Source organism: Paenibacillus sp. JT22N12, assembly GCF_056269365.1.
The window spans coordinates 310,044-324,580 of sequence record NZ_JBWDNU010000001.1 but is presented as its reverse complement, the minus strand read 5'-3'; the positions used below and the strand labels follow the sequence as shown (position 1 = coordinate 324,580).

Here is a 14,537-nt window from a genome sequence, read left to right as displayed (position 1 = left end):
GCGGTCCTTCATCAAACCACGGAAAGGAAGATAGACCCGTTGAGGTATAGGTGATGATATGAAAAGTAACCCAAAAATACCCTGGATTCACAGCATGGAATTTATGAACACCACGGAGCGGTGCATGGACTTGAATACGGTCTTCTCGCGAATTGAGTCCTTCATGAAGAAGGAGCCTCATGCCAATTACAATCTGATCATTGGTTCGGACGGCCAAGTGCATCGGGGATTTACAAAACTGATCACGGGGATCATTATCCGCCGTGAAAGCAGGGGAGCATGGGCATGCTACCGGCAGGTCATTATACCGCGGGAGATCCGATCCGTGCGCAACAAACTTTCCACGGAGACCAGCCTGAGCGAGGAAATTGCATGCTATTTTGATAATCGCAAAAGGAGTCAGCTGGAGGATATCATCCTGCCCTATGTCTATCAGGGAGCCTCTTTCGAGGTGTCGATCCATATTGATGCCGGCAGTGACAAATTCATCAGCAAAACCGCGTTTTTTGTTGCCGAAATGGTTGATCGTGTGGAATCCCTGGGCTGGTTGCCCGTCATCAAGCCTGACTCTTTCGGAGCCTCTTCTTATGCAGACCGATACTCGAAAAGCAGCAAGATACCCGCAAGTTCGATCTGACGGCATCAGTCGGATGACAAAAAAAGGTTGCATTAAAGCCCTTGCTTTTCAAGGGCTTTTTGACTGGCCATTTGCACGGCTATCCAGGAAGAAGCACAAACCGGCCTTCACTCACTATACTGAATGTTACTAAGTTTCAAACAATTCAGTCATTTCCACCTGCTTCCATGTGATTTATAATAGGACAGGCAGGGGCAAATCTTGGATGCTTAGTCTGAGCTACAATTAACGCATAGAAGATTGAAAGCATTTTCAAGAGACTGTTAACGCGGATTCAAGAGAGGAGAATACGGATCATGGAATATGTCAGATTAGGAAAGTCCGGACTCAAAGTTTCGAGAATCAGCCTTGGCTGCTGGAATTTCGGAAGCCCGAATCCGCCCTGGGGGAAAGCGGGCAAGGTCACTCCCGAGGATTCGATACAAATTATACATGCCGCCATCGACATGGGAATCAATCTGATCGATAACGCCAACCGGTACACAGGCGGAGAAGCCGAGGAAATTCTCGGCAAAGCGATCAAAGGCAAACGGGATGAGGTTATTGTAGCTACGAAGGTTCACGGAGAGGTCGGTCCAGGCCCTAACGATAAAGGCCAGTCCCGGGCCCATATCATGAAGGAAGTCGAAAACAGCCTGCGCCGGCTGGGCACCGATTATATCGATTTATATCAGGCACATAACGTAGATTGGGATACGCCGCTCGAGGAGTCCCTGCGCGCGTACGATGATTTGATCCGTCAAGGGAAAGTGCGGTATATCGGCTGCTCGAATTTTCCCGCTTGGGTGCTGGCCAAGTCGCTTTGGGTCAGCGATGTGAACAAGCTGTCAAGCTTTGTTTCGGTGCAGCCCAATTACAGCTTGACCAACCGTGCGGTGGAGAAGGAGCTGCAGCCGCTGTGCGTTGACCAGGGGATCGGGATGATTTTATACAGCCCGATGGGCGGAGGCATTCTGTCGGGGAAATATGAGGGCAGCGTTCCGGAAGGAAGCAGAGGCGCTGACGAGCCTGCGGTTGCCGAGAAGGCACAGAGATTTCAGAATGGGGTCAACCAGTTGAAGGACATAGCGGAGCAGCTGGACAAAACACCGGCGCAGGTCAGTTTGAACTGGATCATCAATCGACCTGCCGTGTCCTCGGCCATTATGGGCGTGAGCCGATTGGAACAGCTGCAGGAGAATGTCGGTGCGGTTGACTGGAAGCTTTCCGAGGAACATATGAAGCTTCTAAGCGACGCTTTCCCTGCTTAACTACGGCGGAAGAAGACTCGAATTGGGCGCTTTATGCAGGCATTTTCATTATATTTCGGGAGGAATGACAAAATGGCAGGAACGTATAAGGTAGATTTTCGTCAATTAGGCCGTACCGGAGCCAGGGTTTCGAATCTCTGTCTGGGTGCGATGAATTTTGGTTCGCGAACGGAAGAAAAGGAATCAGTCGAGATCATTCACCGCTTTCTGGATGAGGGCTTGAATTTCATCGATACGGCTAACGTCTACTCCAAGGGAGTATCCGAAAGCTTCGTCGGCAAAGCGATCAAGGGCCGCCGCGATGAGGTTTTCCTGGCAACCAAAGTGCATGGCAGGATGGGCGAGAAGCCCAATGACCAAGGGAACAGCCGCGTCCATATTTTGAAGCAGGTGGAAGAAAGCCTGAGCAGATTGCAAACCGACTATATCGATTTGTACTGGATTCATCGTCCCGACTTGAACACGCCTATTGATGAAACGTTGAAAACGCTTGATGATCTGGTGCGTCAGGGAAAAGTCCGCTACATCGGTCTTTCCACGTTTCCGGCCTGGCAGACGATGGAATCCATTATGATCAGCAAGCAAATGAATCTGGAGCAGTTTGTGGCCGAACAGCCGCCATACAACCTGTTTGACCGCAGTGTGGAGGAGGAAGTGGTCCCGGTTTGCCAAAAATACGGCCTTGGCATTATGCCATGGGGGCCATTGGCTGAAGGCTGGCTGACCGGCAGATACCGCAAGGATCAGCCTTTCCCGCAGGATACGCGCGTTTCCCGCAAAAATGTAGATTTGAATTCGGGCTACATCGTGGATCGTCTGAACGCGATCGAGGCGTTGATGCCAATTGCGCAAGAGAAGGGAATTACCTTAAGCCAGCTGGCTCTGGCCTGGCTGATTCAACAGCCTGGTGTTACTGCGCCGATTATCGGGCCAAGAACCATGGAGCAATTGGACGATAATCTGGGAGCGCTTAATGTTGAATTGAACCAAGACGATCTCGATCGTATCGATGCGGCGATTCCACCAAAATCCCGTGTAGGCGGGAAACGTCACTGGGAATAAGAAGTCGAGCAACGTAAATCCTGGTGCGGCCTTTTCAAAATTGCTTTCTAAGAAAGGGCCGCTTCGGGAAATTGAGCAGAGTTCCATGGGTACAAGCGGTTTAGATAAAGTACGGCAGCCGGGCTCGATTGCGAGCGCCGGCTTTTTTTGTGCCTCTTTCATTCCAGATAAATACTAATAAATTAAATAAAAAACATAATATTACATATTGTTATAGATATATATCTGTTATTCAGAAGTTGTTCATCCATTCATTTTACGCTTTCTTCAACGCAGGGCATAGTCTCCTAATAATCTGAATTTCAAATGATAATTACCAAATAGAGATAGTCAATTTAAAGCGTGCGTGATACATTGAACTATAGCATCAAACACCGTTCATTATAATGAACGGCTGTCCGGGAAGGGAGTGATGACATTTAAGATGAACTTGAGACCGTGTTAACATCATACAACTCTGGTCAATGCGATTGTCGATGGCAATCGTTTTTTCAACGCCAATGAGCAGGAGCTGATTCATTGAACATCTATGGTTATTTCGTAAACCTCTATCAATCCATCTTAAATCACCACAGCCAACTCACTTTGAAAAAAAGAATTGTATTCATTTTTGCCGCCAGTACCTTTATTCCGTTTTTCTGTACGGCAGTTATTTCCTACAATGCAATCAATTCGATTCTGACAAGCAGACTCGAATCCGGTATCGAGAGCAATCTTGATCAAATTGTGCTGTCGCTTGAAAATTCCATTGACAATATCAATCATATCTCCCAGCAGCTTGCTTATCCAGGGAGCATCGCGGTCAAACTGGAAACCTATCTGGATACCGGCAACCCCAATATACGCCGCAATTTGGTCGATCAAATTAAACAGGAGATCAATCATGCTACGTTCACCAATCCCAGTATCGGTTTAACCATGTACTATCGGGAAAATGGCCAGGTTTTTTTCGAAAATTTCCCCCTGAAAGACAGTTTTGACATCGGGAATCTCCCTGCTCTGGCGAAGTATTATAAAATTACGTATTTTGGACCGCATATCAGCAATCAACGGTTCACGAATGAATACGTGCTGTCGGCTACGCGGGAGGTAGATATCCCCGGCAAAGAAAGCCTCTATATCTATATCGAATCCGGCTATAAGCTTACCCAGAACATATTGCAGGCCGACCGGAGCGCTAAGAATACCTTTAACCTGATTATGGACAACAACGGAAAAATCGGATACAGCGAGCTGGAATCGGTATTTCCGGTTAGTTCCCGTTTTCAGGGCAGCATGTCCGGGAAGCAATCCGGTATGATTGGCGATTATTATTGGTTCGGCAAAAAAAGCAACCAGGGATGGGAATTCGTGACCCTGATCCCGATTTCCGAGTACAACAAGGAAAAACAACACTGGATCACGCAAATGGTTGTTTTATCTCTTATGTTCGCCATCATCAGTCTGTTGATTGCCTGGATGTTATGGAAGATGGTATATAAGCCGCTCAACCGGTTCAGTCTGGAAATCCGCAGCATGGCTCACAGCGATTTTGATTCCAGGTATGAAGAAACCAGGATTCCGGAATTCGACTTTCTGCTCATTCAATTTCAAAAAATGAAAAAACAGATCAGGGAGCTGTTTGTGGAAGTAGAGCTAAAAGAAAAGCGAAGAATGGATCTGGAAATTGAAAAGCTCCGGTACCAAATCAACCCTCATTTTCTAATGAACACATTGGATACGGCCCATTGGTTGGCCGTTATGAACGGTCAGAAAGAAATTGACCGGCTTGTGCTGTCGCTTAATAAATTGCTGCATTATAATCTTGGGAAAATGGGAGTGGTCTCCACCATTTCTCAGGAAATTGAGTCGTTAAAAAATTATTTGATACTGCAGCAAATTCGCTATGATTTTGAATTCGTTGTTAGAATCCATGTGGATGACAAAATATTGAGTGAACCTGTACCAAGATTTATTCTGCAGCCCTTGGTTGAAAACGCTCTCTATCATGGAATAAAGGATAACGGCAGCATTCTGGTGGAGGTCAGATTCGATCAAGGAATCCTGATTTCGGTTTTCGACAACGGAATCGGCCTGTCACAAGAAACCATCGACAAGCTGCTGGATCGGGACAGCCCGGCAGAGGAGCAGCTCGGTATGGGAATTGGCATCAATTATGTGAAGCGCATGGTAGATTCGCATTATGAAGGCAGAGCTCGATTAGACATCAACAGCATGCCAGGAGAAGGCACAACGGTTTGTTTGAGTCTTCCGGTGCAGAAAGAGGAGGCGCGAAATGATTAATGTGCTTGTAGTAGATGATGACAAATTGGTCCGCAAGGGTTTGATTTCTTCCATGCCGTGGGACGAGTTCGACATGAAGGTGGTTGGAGAAGCCAATAATGGAGAAAAAGCGCTGGAGCTTCTGGAAACCCACAGGATTCATTTATTGCTGACGGACCTGGCTATGCCCGTTATGAACGGGCTCGAGCTGATGCGGGTCGTAAGGAATCGGTTTCCAGATATCCATATTGCGGTCCTTACTTTGCATCAGGATTTTGATTACATCCAGGAAGCCCTGCGGCTCGGAGCGATTGATTTTATTGTGAAGGTGCAGCTTGAAGAAGAACGTTTCGAGGAAGTGCTGGGTCGGATTCACAATCGCATTCTCCAGGAGCAAATGAAGAAAACGGTTGTTTCTTCAAGTGCAGCCGGCATGGATCCTTTTACAACCGATACGGGTTTTGCGCTTTTACCTGTAGGTGAACCTGACGATGTGGAATGGTTATACCAACTCATCGGCATCTCCGATTGGGTACTGAACGGGATTGATCATTATATATGGCTGTGGCTTCCCGGGGATGAGCCGGATTGTGGCAAATCTTTTGAGATCATGATAAATCAAGCACTTGATCGCAGCGGATGGCTGGTCATGCGTCTGGAGGGGCTGGCCGGGAAGTCCAAAAAGGAAGTGTTGAGCCTGCTTAGGAATTACCGGATGGGGGATTTGTTTTATGATTTTGATGACAGCCGGAACGATCTGCTGCACAAAAGCATTCATGAGCTGCCGGGCAAACCAAAATCATTGGAGGAAGAGGAATTCACCTCGCTAAAGGCTCGCTGGCTGTCCTTTGACTGGACCCAACAGGAAAGTCTCGAAGGTCTGAAGTCAGAGCTTATAAGGCTGCGGCTGCCCTCTTCTCGGCTCAATCACTTCCTTCATGAAATTGCCATGGATTGGAATCGGGTCTACGGCGAGCTATTGGAGTCCAACATCGAGCTTCCCGCCGTTTTCAAAAGCTGGGGCGAGGCTGCAGGCTGGCTTGCGCTTGTCCGTGAGACGGCTTGTCTCCTGCAGGGCACGGAATATTCCTGGGAAGTTGTCAACAGCATCATGACGGCAGTCAAGATTGTGAAAGATGAGCTGGATCAGCAGCTGTATGCCATTGATGTTGCCAAAAGGGTCAATATGAGCCGAAGTTATTTCAATCAATGCTTCAAGGACATCGTCAGTCAATCATTCAACGAGTACTTGCGGCAGGTGCGAATGAAAAGGGCCGAAGAATATTTGCTGCAGTCAAGAAAACCGGTTCAATGGATCGCTGAGCGGACGGGGTACGTGGATGTTAAATATTTCAGCCGCATATTCCGGGAATCTACCGGCATGACGCCCAGTGAATACCGAAAAAACAAGAGCAGGGCGATGAATGTCTGAGATTGGGTAGAATGATGTCCGGCTGCTGGAGATATTCGTTCAATGTTCACCCATTTTTATGATCATGCTTCAGATATAGAGCGCTTTCAACAATGATAGAATAATCAATATTCCTATCAGAGACAAGAAGGGAGATTGCAACGATGGCGAAAAAAGGGTTCATCATTCTCATGGTTTTTGCGATCAGTTTGTTAAGCGCTTGTACATCGGACACGCCAAGCAGCAGCAGCAACACTGCGGCCACGGCCACGCCAGGCAATACGGCAGATACGGGGGAGGCGCCCGATCCGTTCGGCAAGTATGAAGAAACCGTCAAGGTTTCGATTGGCCAATGTACCGATCCTACGAACAACAGTCTGCCGGAAGGGGATACGCCGGAGGATAACGTATTCACCCGAAACGTGGAAGAAGTGCTCAATGTAGACATCGAGTATGCATGGAGTGTCGCTTGCGGAGCCAACTGGGATCAAAAATTGGGCATATCCATTGCAAGCGGAGATTTACCCGACGCGATGGTTGTCAATCAATTAGCGCTTCGCGCAATGGTGGAAGCCGGACAGCTTGAGGACATGACAGAGGTATATGAGAAATATGCTGCACCAGGCGTGAAGGACGTCATTGACGCAACGGAAGGCTTTGGCATTAATGCGGCGACGTTTGACGGTAAACTGATGGCGATCCCGGGCTCCAAAGGGGGCGCAGACGGCGTTCACCTGATGTATATGAGAAAAGACTGGCTTGACAAGCTGGGTCTTGAACCGCCGAAAACGATAGATGAGTTCGAAAAAGCCATTCAGGCGATAACGGAGAAGGATCCGGATGGCAACGGTCAGAACGATACGTTCGGGTTATCCGGTCCGCAAAGCGGTGACGGCAAATTAAATGCTACATTCCTTGAATCCGGCAATAATCTCTATGGATTTGATCCGATCTTCTCCGCTTTCGACTCCCATCCCGGTTATTGGCTGAAGGGGGCGGACGGCAAGCCTGTGTACGGCTCCACGCTTCCTGAAACCAAAGAAGCACTGGCCAAGCTGCGCGACTGGTATGCCAAAGGATGGATTGATAAAGAGATGGGCATAAGGAAAGATTCAGCCGAGCCCATTGTTTCGGGCAAAGCAGGCATGTTCTCCGCCCCTTGGTGGATGGGTTACGGTCCAATCGTGGATATGGTTAAAACCAATCCGGATGCCAATATGCTGGCGTATACCCTGCCGCTTGATAAAGACGGGGAGTACAATCCGCATATCAACGCGCCGACAACGGAATTCCTGGTTGTCCGCAAAGGGTTCGAGCATCCTGAAGCGATTGCGAAAATTAATAATGTGGTTTTCCGGGACAGCGACAAATTGGAAAGCGATACAGGTCTGGATCCGGGACTTTCCCCGCTGCGCCTGGTTATGTCCAGATACGATAAATTCGAAGGAAGCGTAAAGCTCCTGCAGGAAGTGCTTGCCGGCGAGAAGCCCAAGGAGGTTTTGGCGGATCAGCCCTATGATCCGAATCTGCCGAACGAATATGATGCGATTCTGAAAGTCAAGCTGGAACCGTATGACAACCCCAGCATTGAATATTGGAATCCCGAGGCTGATTGGGGCGCTTTCGCCCGCGCCTACTGCCGGTTGATCGGCGTAGCCCCGCTGATCGACAAGCCGATGAATAAAGTAGGCAGCCTGATTTATTCTCAAACCAAATCAATGGAAAGCAAATGGGCCAATCTGGAGAAGCTGGAATCCGAAACGTTCATGAATATCATTATGGGTTTCACACCTCTTGATGCCTTCGATCAATTCGTTGCGGATTGGAAAAAACAAGGCGGCGACCAAATTACCGCTGAAGTAGAAGAATTCATTAAGGAATAGTAAGCGGACTCCAGGCAGAGGCGCAGGATTGACCTAGCGCCTCTGCCATACAAGTCCAGGGAAAGGAGAGGGACAGATGAGCACCAAATCGTTTATCAAGCACTATTATTTCATGCTGCTTCCCGGATACCTGTGGGTTATCGTCTTCAGCATCATTCCGATGTTCGGAATCGTCATTGCGTTTCAGGATTTCACTCCGGGCAAGGGCATGCTGGGGTCCGAATGGATCGGACTGGATACGTTCCGTTATATGTTTACGCTTAATGATACCAAGACCATTTTTTTTAATACCATCTTTATCGCTGTCCTGAAAATCATCGGCAATTTGGTGGTGCCGCTCATTTTTGCACTAATGCTGAATGAACTGCGTATCGCCGTTATGAAACGATGGATCCAGACGGTCGTTTATTTACCCCACTTTTTATCCTGGGTCATCCTTGGCGGTATTTTTCTGGACATTTTTTCGTTTCAAGGACCCGTCAATCAGATCTTCGCTGTTTTCGGCGTGGATCCGGTGCTGTTTTTTGCCAGAGCGGATCTGTTTCCTTATCTGGTTGTCGGCAGCGACGTATGGAAGGATTTCGGCTTTAACACCATCATTTATTTGGCAGCCTTGACCGGTATCAATCCGTCCCAATATGAGGCAGCGGCCATAGACGGGGCGAGCAGGGCGAGACGGCTTTGGCATGTGACCTTGCCTGGCATACGCACAACCACTGTGCTTCTGGCAGTATTGAGTCTCGGGAACGTCATGAACGCCGGATTCGACCAGATTTTCAACCTGTATAATCCTCTTGTTTATACATCCGGGGATATTATCGACACCTGGGTGTACCGAACAGGTCTGCTGAATCTTCAGTATGGCCTGGCTACAGCTGTCGGCTTGCTGAAATCGGTCGCCGGATTCCTTTTGATCTCCGTCTCTTATATTTTGGCTTACCGATTTACGAATTACCGCATTTTCTGAACAGATTGGATGGTGGAGGGATATGGTCAAAGATACGACGGTCAGCTCCAAAGTGTTTGATGTGCTGCTGATTCTGATTTTACTTGCAATTACGATCACATGTATACTGCCGATCTGGTATACATTGGCCCTTTCGCTGAGTTCCAAGACTGCGGCTGCCGCCGGTCAGGTTTGGCTATGGCCCGTTGAATTCAATTTCAATTCTTATAATGAAATTCTGAAAGACAACCAATTTTTTCATTCTTTCTGGATTTCCATACAACGCGTGGCATTGGGCGCGGTATTGAATTTTTTTGTGGTTGCGCTGCTTGCTTATCCCCTGTCGAAGAGCAGCCGGGATTTTGGTCAGCGGAATGTGCTTATGTGGGTGCTGGTTTTCACCATGCTGTTCAACGGCGGATTGATTCCCTTATATTTGACCGTCAAGCAATTGGGCTTGATCAACAGCATTTGGGCGCTTGTGCTGGTGGCGGGAGCGCAGGGGCTCGTGTTCAATGTGATATTGGTGGTGAATTTCTTTCGCAACCTGCCGAAGGAGCTGGAAGAGGCGGGGCTGGTGGATGGGGCGGGGCCGTGGACCTTGCTGTTTAAAGTATTTATTCCCTTATCCGTTCCGGTTCTTGCAACGGTGACGCTCTTCAGCATTGTCATGCACTGGAATGAGTTTCTATACGGCCTGGTATTCATGACGCGGGAGCAGTTCTATCCGCTGCAAACCTATATTCAACAGATGGTCGTCATGCTGGATCCGTCCACGATGACGGAGGATCAATACAGAAGGCTTAGTCAAATCTCCAATCGCACCCTGAATGCTTCAAAAATCTTTATCGCCATGATTCCCGTCCTGATCGTCTATCCGTTTTTGCAGCGCTACTTCATTCACGGGATTACCCTTGGCTCCGTCAAAGAATAGAAGTGGAAGGAGGGCTCGTCCCATTGACCTGGTGGAAGAACAATAACTTGCGGATGATTCAAAACAACCTGCGGGAATCCGATGCCAACTTGAATGTCGACCGATTAATGGATGATCTGAACCGCTTATCGGCAAATGTGCTCATGCTGAATGCGGGCGGTATCGTGGCTTTCTATCCGACTCAGCTCGGGTATCATTATCGCGCGGCCGGCCAGAAAAAGGATTTGCTCCGGGAAGCCATCGAGAAGACCCATGCCAACGGCATGAAATTCATCGCGCGTTTCGATTTCAGCAAAGCACATGAAACGATTTACGAGAGACAGCCGGACTGGTTTTACCGAACGCGGGCAGGCGAGGCCGTGAATTATCACGGTATCGTCCATACCTGTGTGAACGGCTATTACCAAAGGGAATATTCGCTCAAGATTCTTGACGAGGTTCTTTCCAATTACGAGGTGGACGGCATCTTCTTCAACATGTTCGGCTATCAGACATGGGATTACAGCGGCACGCAGTATGGGGCCTGCTATTGTGACAATTGCCGATCGCGGTTCAGGGATCTATACGGATCGGAGCTGCCCGCACCGGATGATCCGGGAAATATGAAATATCGGGAATTTCAGGAAATGACGACAAAGTCGATGCTCGACAGCATCTACGATCTGGTCCAAAGCAAGAACAGTGATATTGCCATATCTACCTATCATGAGCATAAGGTGGATATAGTCCGCAAGGAATCGAATACCGAAATTGGCCGACCTTATCCACTGTGGCCGTATTCCGCTTCCGAGAACGTCAAATCTCTCGAGGATTCCTGGGATGACAAGCTGGTCAGCAACTGCTGTATCAATGCTGTCGGGCTGGTGCACAGATTTACGGGCGTATCCGCGCATGAGGTCAATATTCGTCTGAAAGAGAGTCTCGCCAGCGGATCAGGGTTGGACTTCTGCATTATCGGCGCGTTCGAGGATTATCCGGACCGCCATAATCTGAATACGGTCGCGGAGATCTTCAAGTATCACCGGGACAACGAGCAGTACTACGGGCGTTTCTTGTCCGTCGCAGATGTTGCTTTGATTAAGCCGGGGAAGCTTTCCCCGGAAAACGGAAATGAGTATTTGGGATTGTTTAAAATGCTGAAGGAACGCCACATCCTGTTCGATGTGGTCCATCAGCATGCATTAGCGGAAAGAGGAGAGGAGCTGAAGCGTTACAAAGCGGTTGTCATCCCCGGTATTTCCGAAATGTCCGAACTGGAAATGCAGCTGCTGACGAATATGCATCTGCAGGGCGTATGCTTGATTGCAACCGGCGGTTCCTTTACCGGGGGCGATGAAAACCGGGCTTTTTTACGGCGGATATTTGGGATAATTCCCGAAAGCCTTCAGCTGATCCGGAAAGAATCGGCCTATCTGTTTACGGAGGATAAACAAGTGTTCAAGCGCTTTACGGAACGCGACTGGATTTTTCTGGGGGAGCAATTTTATCGGGTCGAAATGGAACCGGATGTCGGCCGCCAGCTTCCTTATGTGGATTCCTCCACGTTCGGTCCGCCTGAACGCGCATTCGGGCACCAAATTACAGGCCAATATTACGGGGCAGGGCTGAAGAAAGAGGAGCTGCGCAAGTCCGCTTATATCCCTTGGCAGCCGGGGCAGCTCTACTATAATCACGGGTTCGCCGATCATAAGCATATTGTGCTGGATATTCTTGACCATATGACGGAAACGCCTTGGGAACTAGAAACGAACGGTCCGCAGAATGTTGAAGTTTTTTTCAACCGTTTGGATGCGCATACCTGCATTTTGCATGTATTGAATCTGTCAGGCTTCAATGGCGTCACCTATTTCGATCCATTGCCTGTTTCGGGCATGCATGTGAAGCTTGCCAATATGGGCCCGATCACTGAAACCACCAATCTGGCCGACCAGTCTTCCGTTCGTTTCGACAACGGAGGCGGCGGAGCCACTGTGCATTTACCGACATTGACCGACTTCGCGGCGATACTGATCAGGACTGCTGCTGCTGAGCAGTGAAAGCTGAAAGATGGGGCCGGACTTTTAGGGACTGGCAAATAGCTTATGGGAGGCGCCTTATATGTCGAAGGGAACCGATAACAGCTTGTGGTGGCGCAAGCCTATAAGAGTCATCCAACCCAACCTGCAGGTGAGAGATACGGCTAGGATTGACCCGGGAAAACTGGTCCATCAATTAAAGGAGCTGGGGGCAAACACCATTGTTTTTAATGTCGGGGGAATATATGCCTGGTATCCCAGCCAGGTTCGTTATCATGTAAGGAATGAATATTTGAGTGAGGACCGGGACCTCCTTCAGGAGGTAATCGATGCCTGTAGGGAGCAGGAGTTGAGATTTGTTGCCAGATTTGACTTCGGCAAGGCGGAAGACAGCGTTTATTTGCAAAGGCCGGAATGGTTTGCAAGGCAGCAGGACGGAAAACCAAATTATATCGGTGTTTATCGTCCTGGCGGATGGCCGCTGCTCCTGTACACCTGCATCAATGGCGGATACAGAGGGGACGAGGTTGCGGTTCAGGTCCTGCAGGAGGTGCTGGATCATTACGCGGTAGACGGGATTTTTCTGAACGCACCGAATTATACGACGTGTTACTGCCAAGAGTGCAAGCAAAAATATGCTGCTCTATACGGCGAACAATTGCCTGATGATGTTTCGCGGTTTGCCCAGGATTGGGCTGCCCGTTGTTATCACGATAACCTTTCCTTGCTGCGTGCGGCGATTAAGAGCAAGAACGCGGAAATGCCGCTTATTTTATATTATCAACTATCCCGGGAGGAATCGATTCTCGACCGGTCGCTCTTGGCTGACATCATGTGCACCGAACCGCATGATGTATTGTCCCGCGGCAGGAGCAGCCTTCCCGAGTGGTGTAATCCTGCGCTTTCGGTAAAGCTGGGCAGGACGATGGAAGGGCTGCCGAGTCCATTCGGGATTATTCATACCTCTCCCGGAATGGATTGGCGTCATACCGGCCTGCCGCCAGCCGAGCACAGGTTCTGGATGTCGCAGGTTCCGGCGAATGGCGGCCATATCTGGCATTCCTTGACGGGAATTCCCGATACCATTGCCGACAAGCGTATTCTTCAATCCGTAGCTGCGATCAATCATGATACCGCCGTCATTGAGCCATACATGGAGGATGCCAAACCGCTCTACGAGCTGGCTCTGGTCTGGAATGATGATCCATCGGGAGAGGGATGGTCCGATGCCTTGATGCAGAAGCATTTCTTGTTCGATCTGCTGATTCCCGGCCATATCTCCAAAGCCCGCTTGTCGAAATATGCAGCGGTTATTATTCCGGAAGGCACGAGCCTCTCCGAGCATCAAGTTGCAGACCTGTCCGGCTATGCAGCCGGGGGCGGAAATCTTGTCCTGGAAGGTCATCATCCGGATGAATGGAAGGAAATACTGCGTCTTCAGGGCTCGCAATTGAGCGAAGAGCTTGCAGCAGCCTATATCCGCCTGGACGGACCTGCCAATCCCCTGAGACGGGGTCTGGAAGATACCTCGCTAATCCCGCTTCGAGGCCGAGTAACGTACTGCCGGCCAGGCAGAAATACGCAGGTATTAGCGACGCTGGTCCCCCCTTTCTCTCCTTTGGAGAGTGTAGGCGCTCCACCGGAGAGAGCTTCCCTGCCTGCGGAGAAAACGGATATTCCCTTGACGATGCTGAATCCATACGGACAAGGAAACATCATGTACTTTCCATTTTCCCTGGGGCAGCTGTTGAGGCAGTACGGGCTGCCTGACCATTATACGTTGCTGTCAAACACCTTAATCATGCTGCTGAAGGATAAGCCGGTCATTGAAATCCAGGATGCCGAAGGGGTGCAGGCAAGCGTCTTCCAAAAGCATAATGATTACCTGATACATCTGGTGAACGGTACCGGACGGCGGCCGTTGGCTTCTTGCGTTCAGCTGCGTGATGTAGCCGTTTCCTTTGCTGTTCCCTTTGACCGGGAGGCCAAGCAAGTTAAGAAGCTTCTGTCTGCAGGCGATGCTGAATGGAGACAAGAGGGGAACAGGGTAAGGATAAAGGTGGATCTTCTGAAGACATGGGAATGTATTCATGTTTCCACAATGGAAGCATAAAGCTCCGAAAATTGTTGGCGCAGA

The 14,537-nt window shown here is 49.2% G+C and carries 10 protein-coding genes; all 10 read left to right on the top strand.

Annotated features, from left to right (window positions below):
* The first annotated feature begins 58 nt into the window (after positions 1-58).
* The 10 genes from AC0YOA_RS01275 to AC0YOA_RS01230 all read left to right on the top strand — a co-directional run bounded on the left by AC0YOA_RS01275 (position 59) and on the right by AC0YOA_RS01230 (position 14,513).
* Complete coding sequence (locus tag AC0YOA_RS01275; RefSeq protein ID WP_210045320.1) at positions 59-637, top strand: ribonuclease H-like YkuK family protein; 579 nt, start codon at positions 59-61, stop codon at positions 635-637.
* Between the two features lie 296 nt (positions 638-933).
* Positions 934-1,887 (top strand): aldo/keto reductase, encoded by a 954-nt coding sequence (locus AC0YOA_RS01270; RefSeq protein ID WP_475785063.1) that lies wholly within the window; start codon positions 934-936, stop codon positions 1,885-1,887.
* Between the two features lie 72 nt (positions 1,888-1,959).
* Entirely contained in the window at positions 1,960-2,949 is a 990-nt protein-coding gene (locus AC0YOA_RS01265) for an aldo/keto reductase (RefSeq protein ID WP_210045318.1), read from the top strand.
* Between the two features lie 519 nt (positions 2,950-3,468).
* Positions 3,469-5,232, top strand: a complete 1,764-nt coding sequence (locus AC0YOA_RS01260) for a sensor histidine kinase (protein ID WP_475785062.1) — start codon at positions 3,469-3,471, stop codon at positions 5,230-5,232.
* Positions 5,225-6,643 (top strand): response regulator transcription factor, encoded by a 1,419-nt coding sequence (locus AC0YOA_RS01255; RefSeq protein ID WP_475785061.1) that lies wholly within the window; start codon positions 5,225-5,227, stop codon positions 6,641-6,643. Before AC0YOA_RS01260 ends, AC0YOA_RS01255 begins: the two co-directional genes overlap by 8 nt.
* Positions 6,644-6,786: 143 nt before the next feature.
* Complete coding sequence (locus AC0YOA_RS01250) at positions 6,787-8,505, top strand: extracellular solute-binding protein (protein ID WP_475785060.1); 1,719 nt, start codon at positions 6,787-6,789, stop codon at positions 8,503-8,505.
* 76 nt (positions 8,506-8,581) lie between these two features.
* On the top strand, positions 8,582-9,472 hold the full coding sequence (locus AC0YOA_RS01245; RefSeq protein ID WP_210045315.1) for an ABC transporter permease: 891 nt from the start codon (positions 8,582-8,584) through the stop codon (positions 9,470-9,472).
* A gap of 22 nt (positions 9,473-9,494) precedes the next feature.
* The gene (locus AC0YOA_RS01240) at positions 9,495-10,385 is read left to right on the top strand and encodes a carbohydrate ABC transporter permease (protein ID WP_210045314.1); all 891 of its coding nucleotides are present in this window, start codon (positions 9,495-9,497) and stop codon (positions 10,383-10,385) included.
* 23 nt (positions 10,386-10,408) lie between these two features.
* The gene (locus AC0YOA_RS01235) at positions 10,409-12,421 is read left to right on the top strand and encodes an alpha-amylase family protein (RefSeq protein ID WP_475785059.1); all 2,013 of its coding nucleotides are present in this window, start codon (positions 10,409-10,411) and stop codon (positions 12,419-12,421) included.
* Between the two features lie 61 nt (positions 12,422-12,482).
* On the top strand, positions 12,483-14,513 hold the full coding sequence (locus AC0YOA_RS01230) for a family 10 glycosylhydrolase (RefSeq protein WP_475785058.1): 2,031 nt from the start codon (positions 12,483-12,485) through the stop codon (positions 14,511-14,513).
* The last annotated feature ends 24 nt before the right edge of the window (positions 14,514-14,537 follow it).

What these genes read in the sequence shown, in the direction of transcription:
- AC0YOA_RS01275 (WP_210045320.1), top strand. Translation starts at nt 59, where the DNA reads ATGAAAAGTAACCCAAAAATACCCTGGATTCACAGCATGGAATTTATG.
- AC0YOA_RS01270 (WP_475785063.1), top strand. Translation starts at nt 934, where the DNA reads ATGGAATATGTCAGATTAGGAAAGTCCGGACTCAAAGTTTCGAGAATC.
- AC0YOA_RS01265 (WP_210045318.1), top strand. Translation starts at nt 1,960, where the DNA reads ATGGCAGGAACGTATAAGGTAGATTTTCGTCAATTAGGCCGTACCGGA.
- AC0YOA_RS01255 (WP_475785061.1), top strand. Translation starts at nt 5,225, where the DNA reads ATGATTAATGTGCTTGTAGTAGATGATGACAAATTGGTCCGCAAGGGT.
- AC0YOA_RS01250 (WP_475785060.1), top strand. Translation starts at nt 6,787, where the DNA reads ATGGCGAAAAAAGGGTTCATCATTCTCATGGTTTTTGCGATCAGTTTG.
- AC0YOA_RS01245 (WP_210045315.1), top strand. Translation starts at nt 8,582, where the DNA reads ATGAGCACCAAATCGTTTATCAAGCACTATTATTTCATGCTGCTTCCC.
- AC0YOA_RS01240 (WP_210045314.1), top strand. Translation starts at nt 9,495, where the DNA reads ATGGTCAAAGATACGACGGTCAGCTCCAAAGTGTTTGATGTGCTGCTG.
- AC0YOA_RS01230 (WP_475785058.1), top strand. Translation starts at nt 12,483, where the DNA reads ATGTCGAAGGGAACCGATAACAGCTTGTGGTGGCGCAAGCCTATAAGA.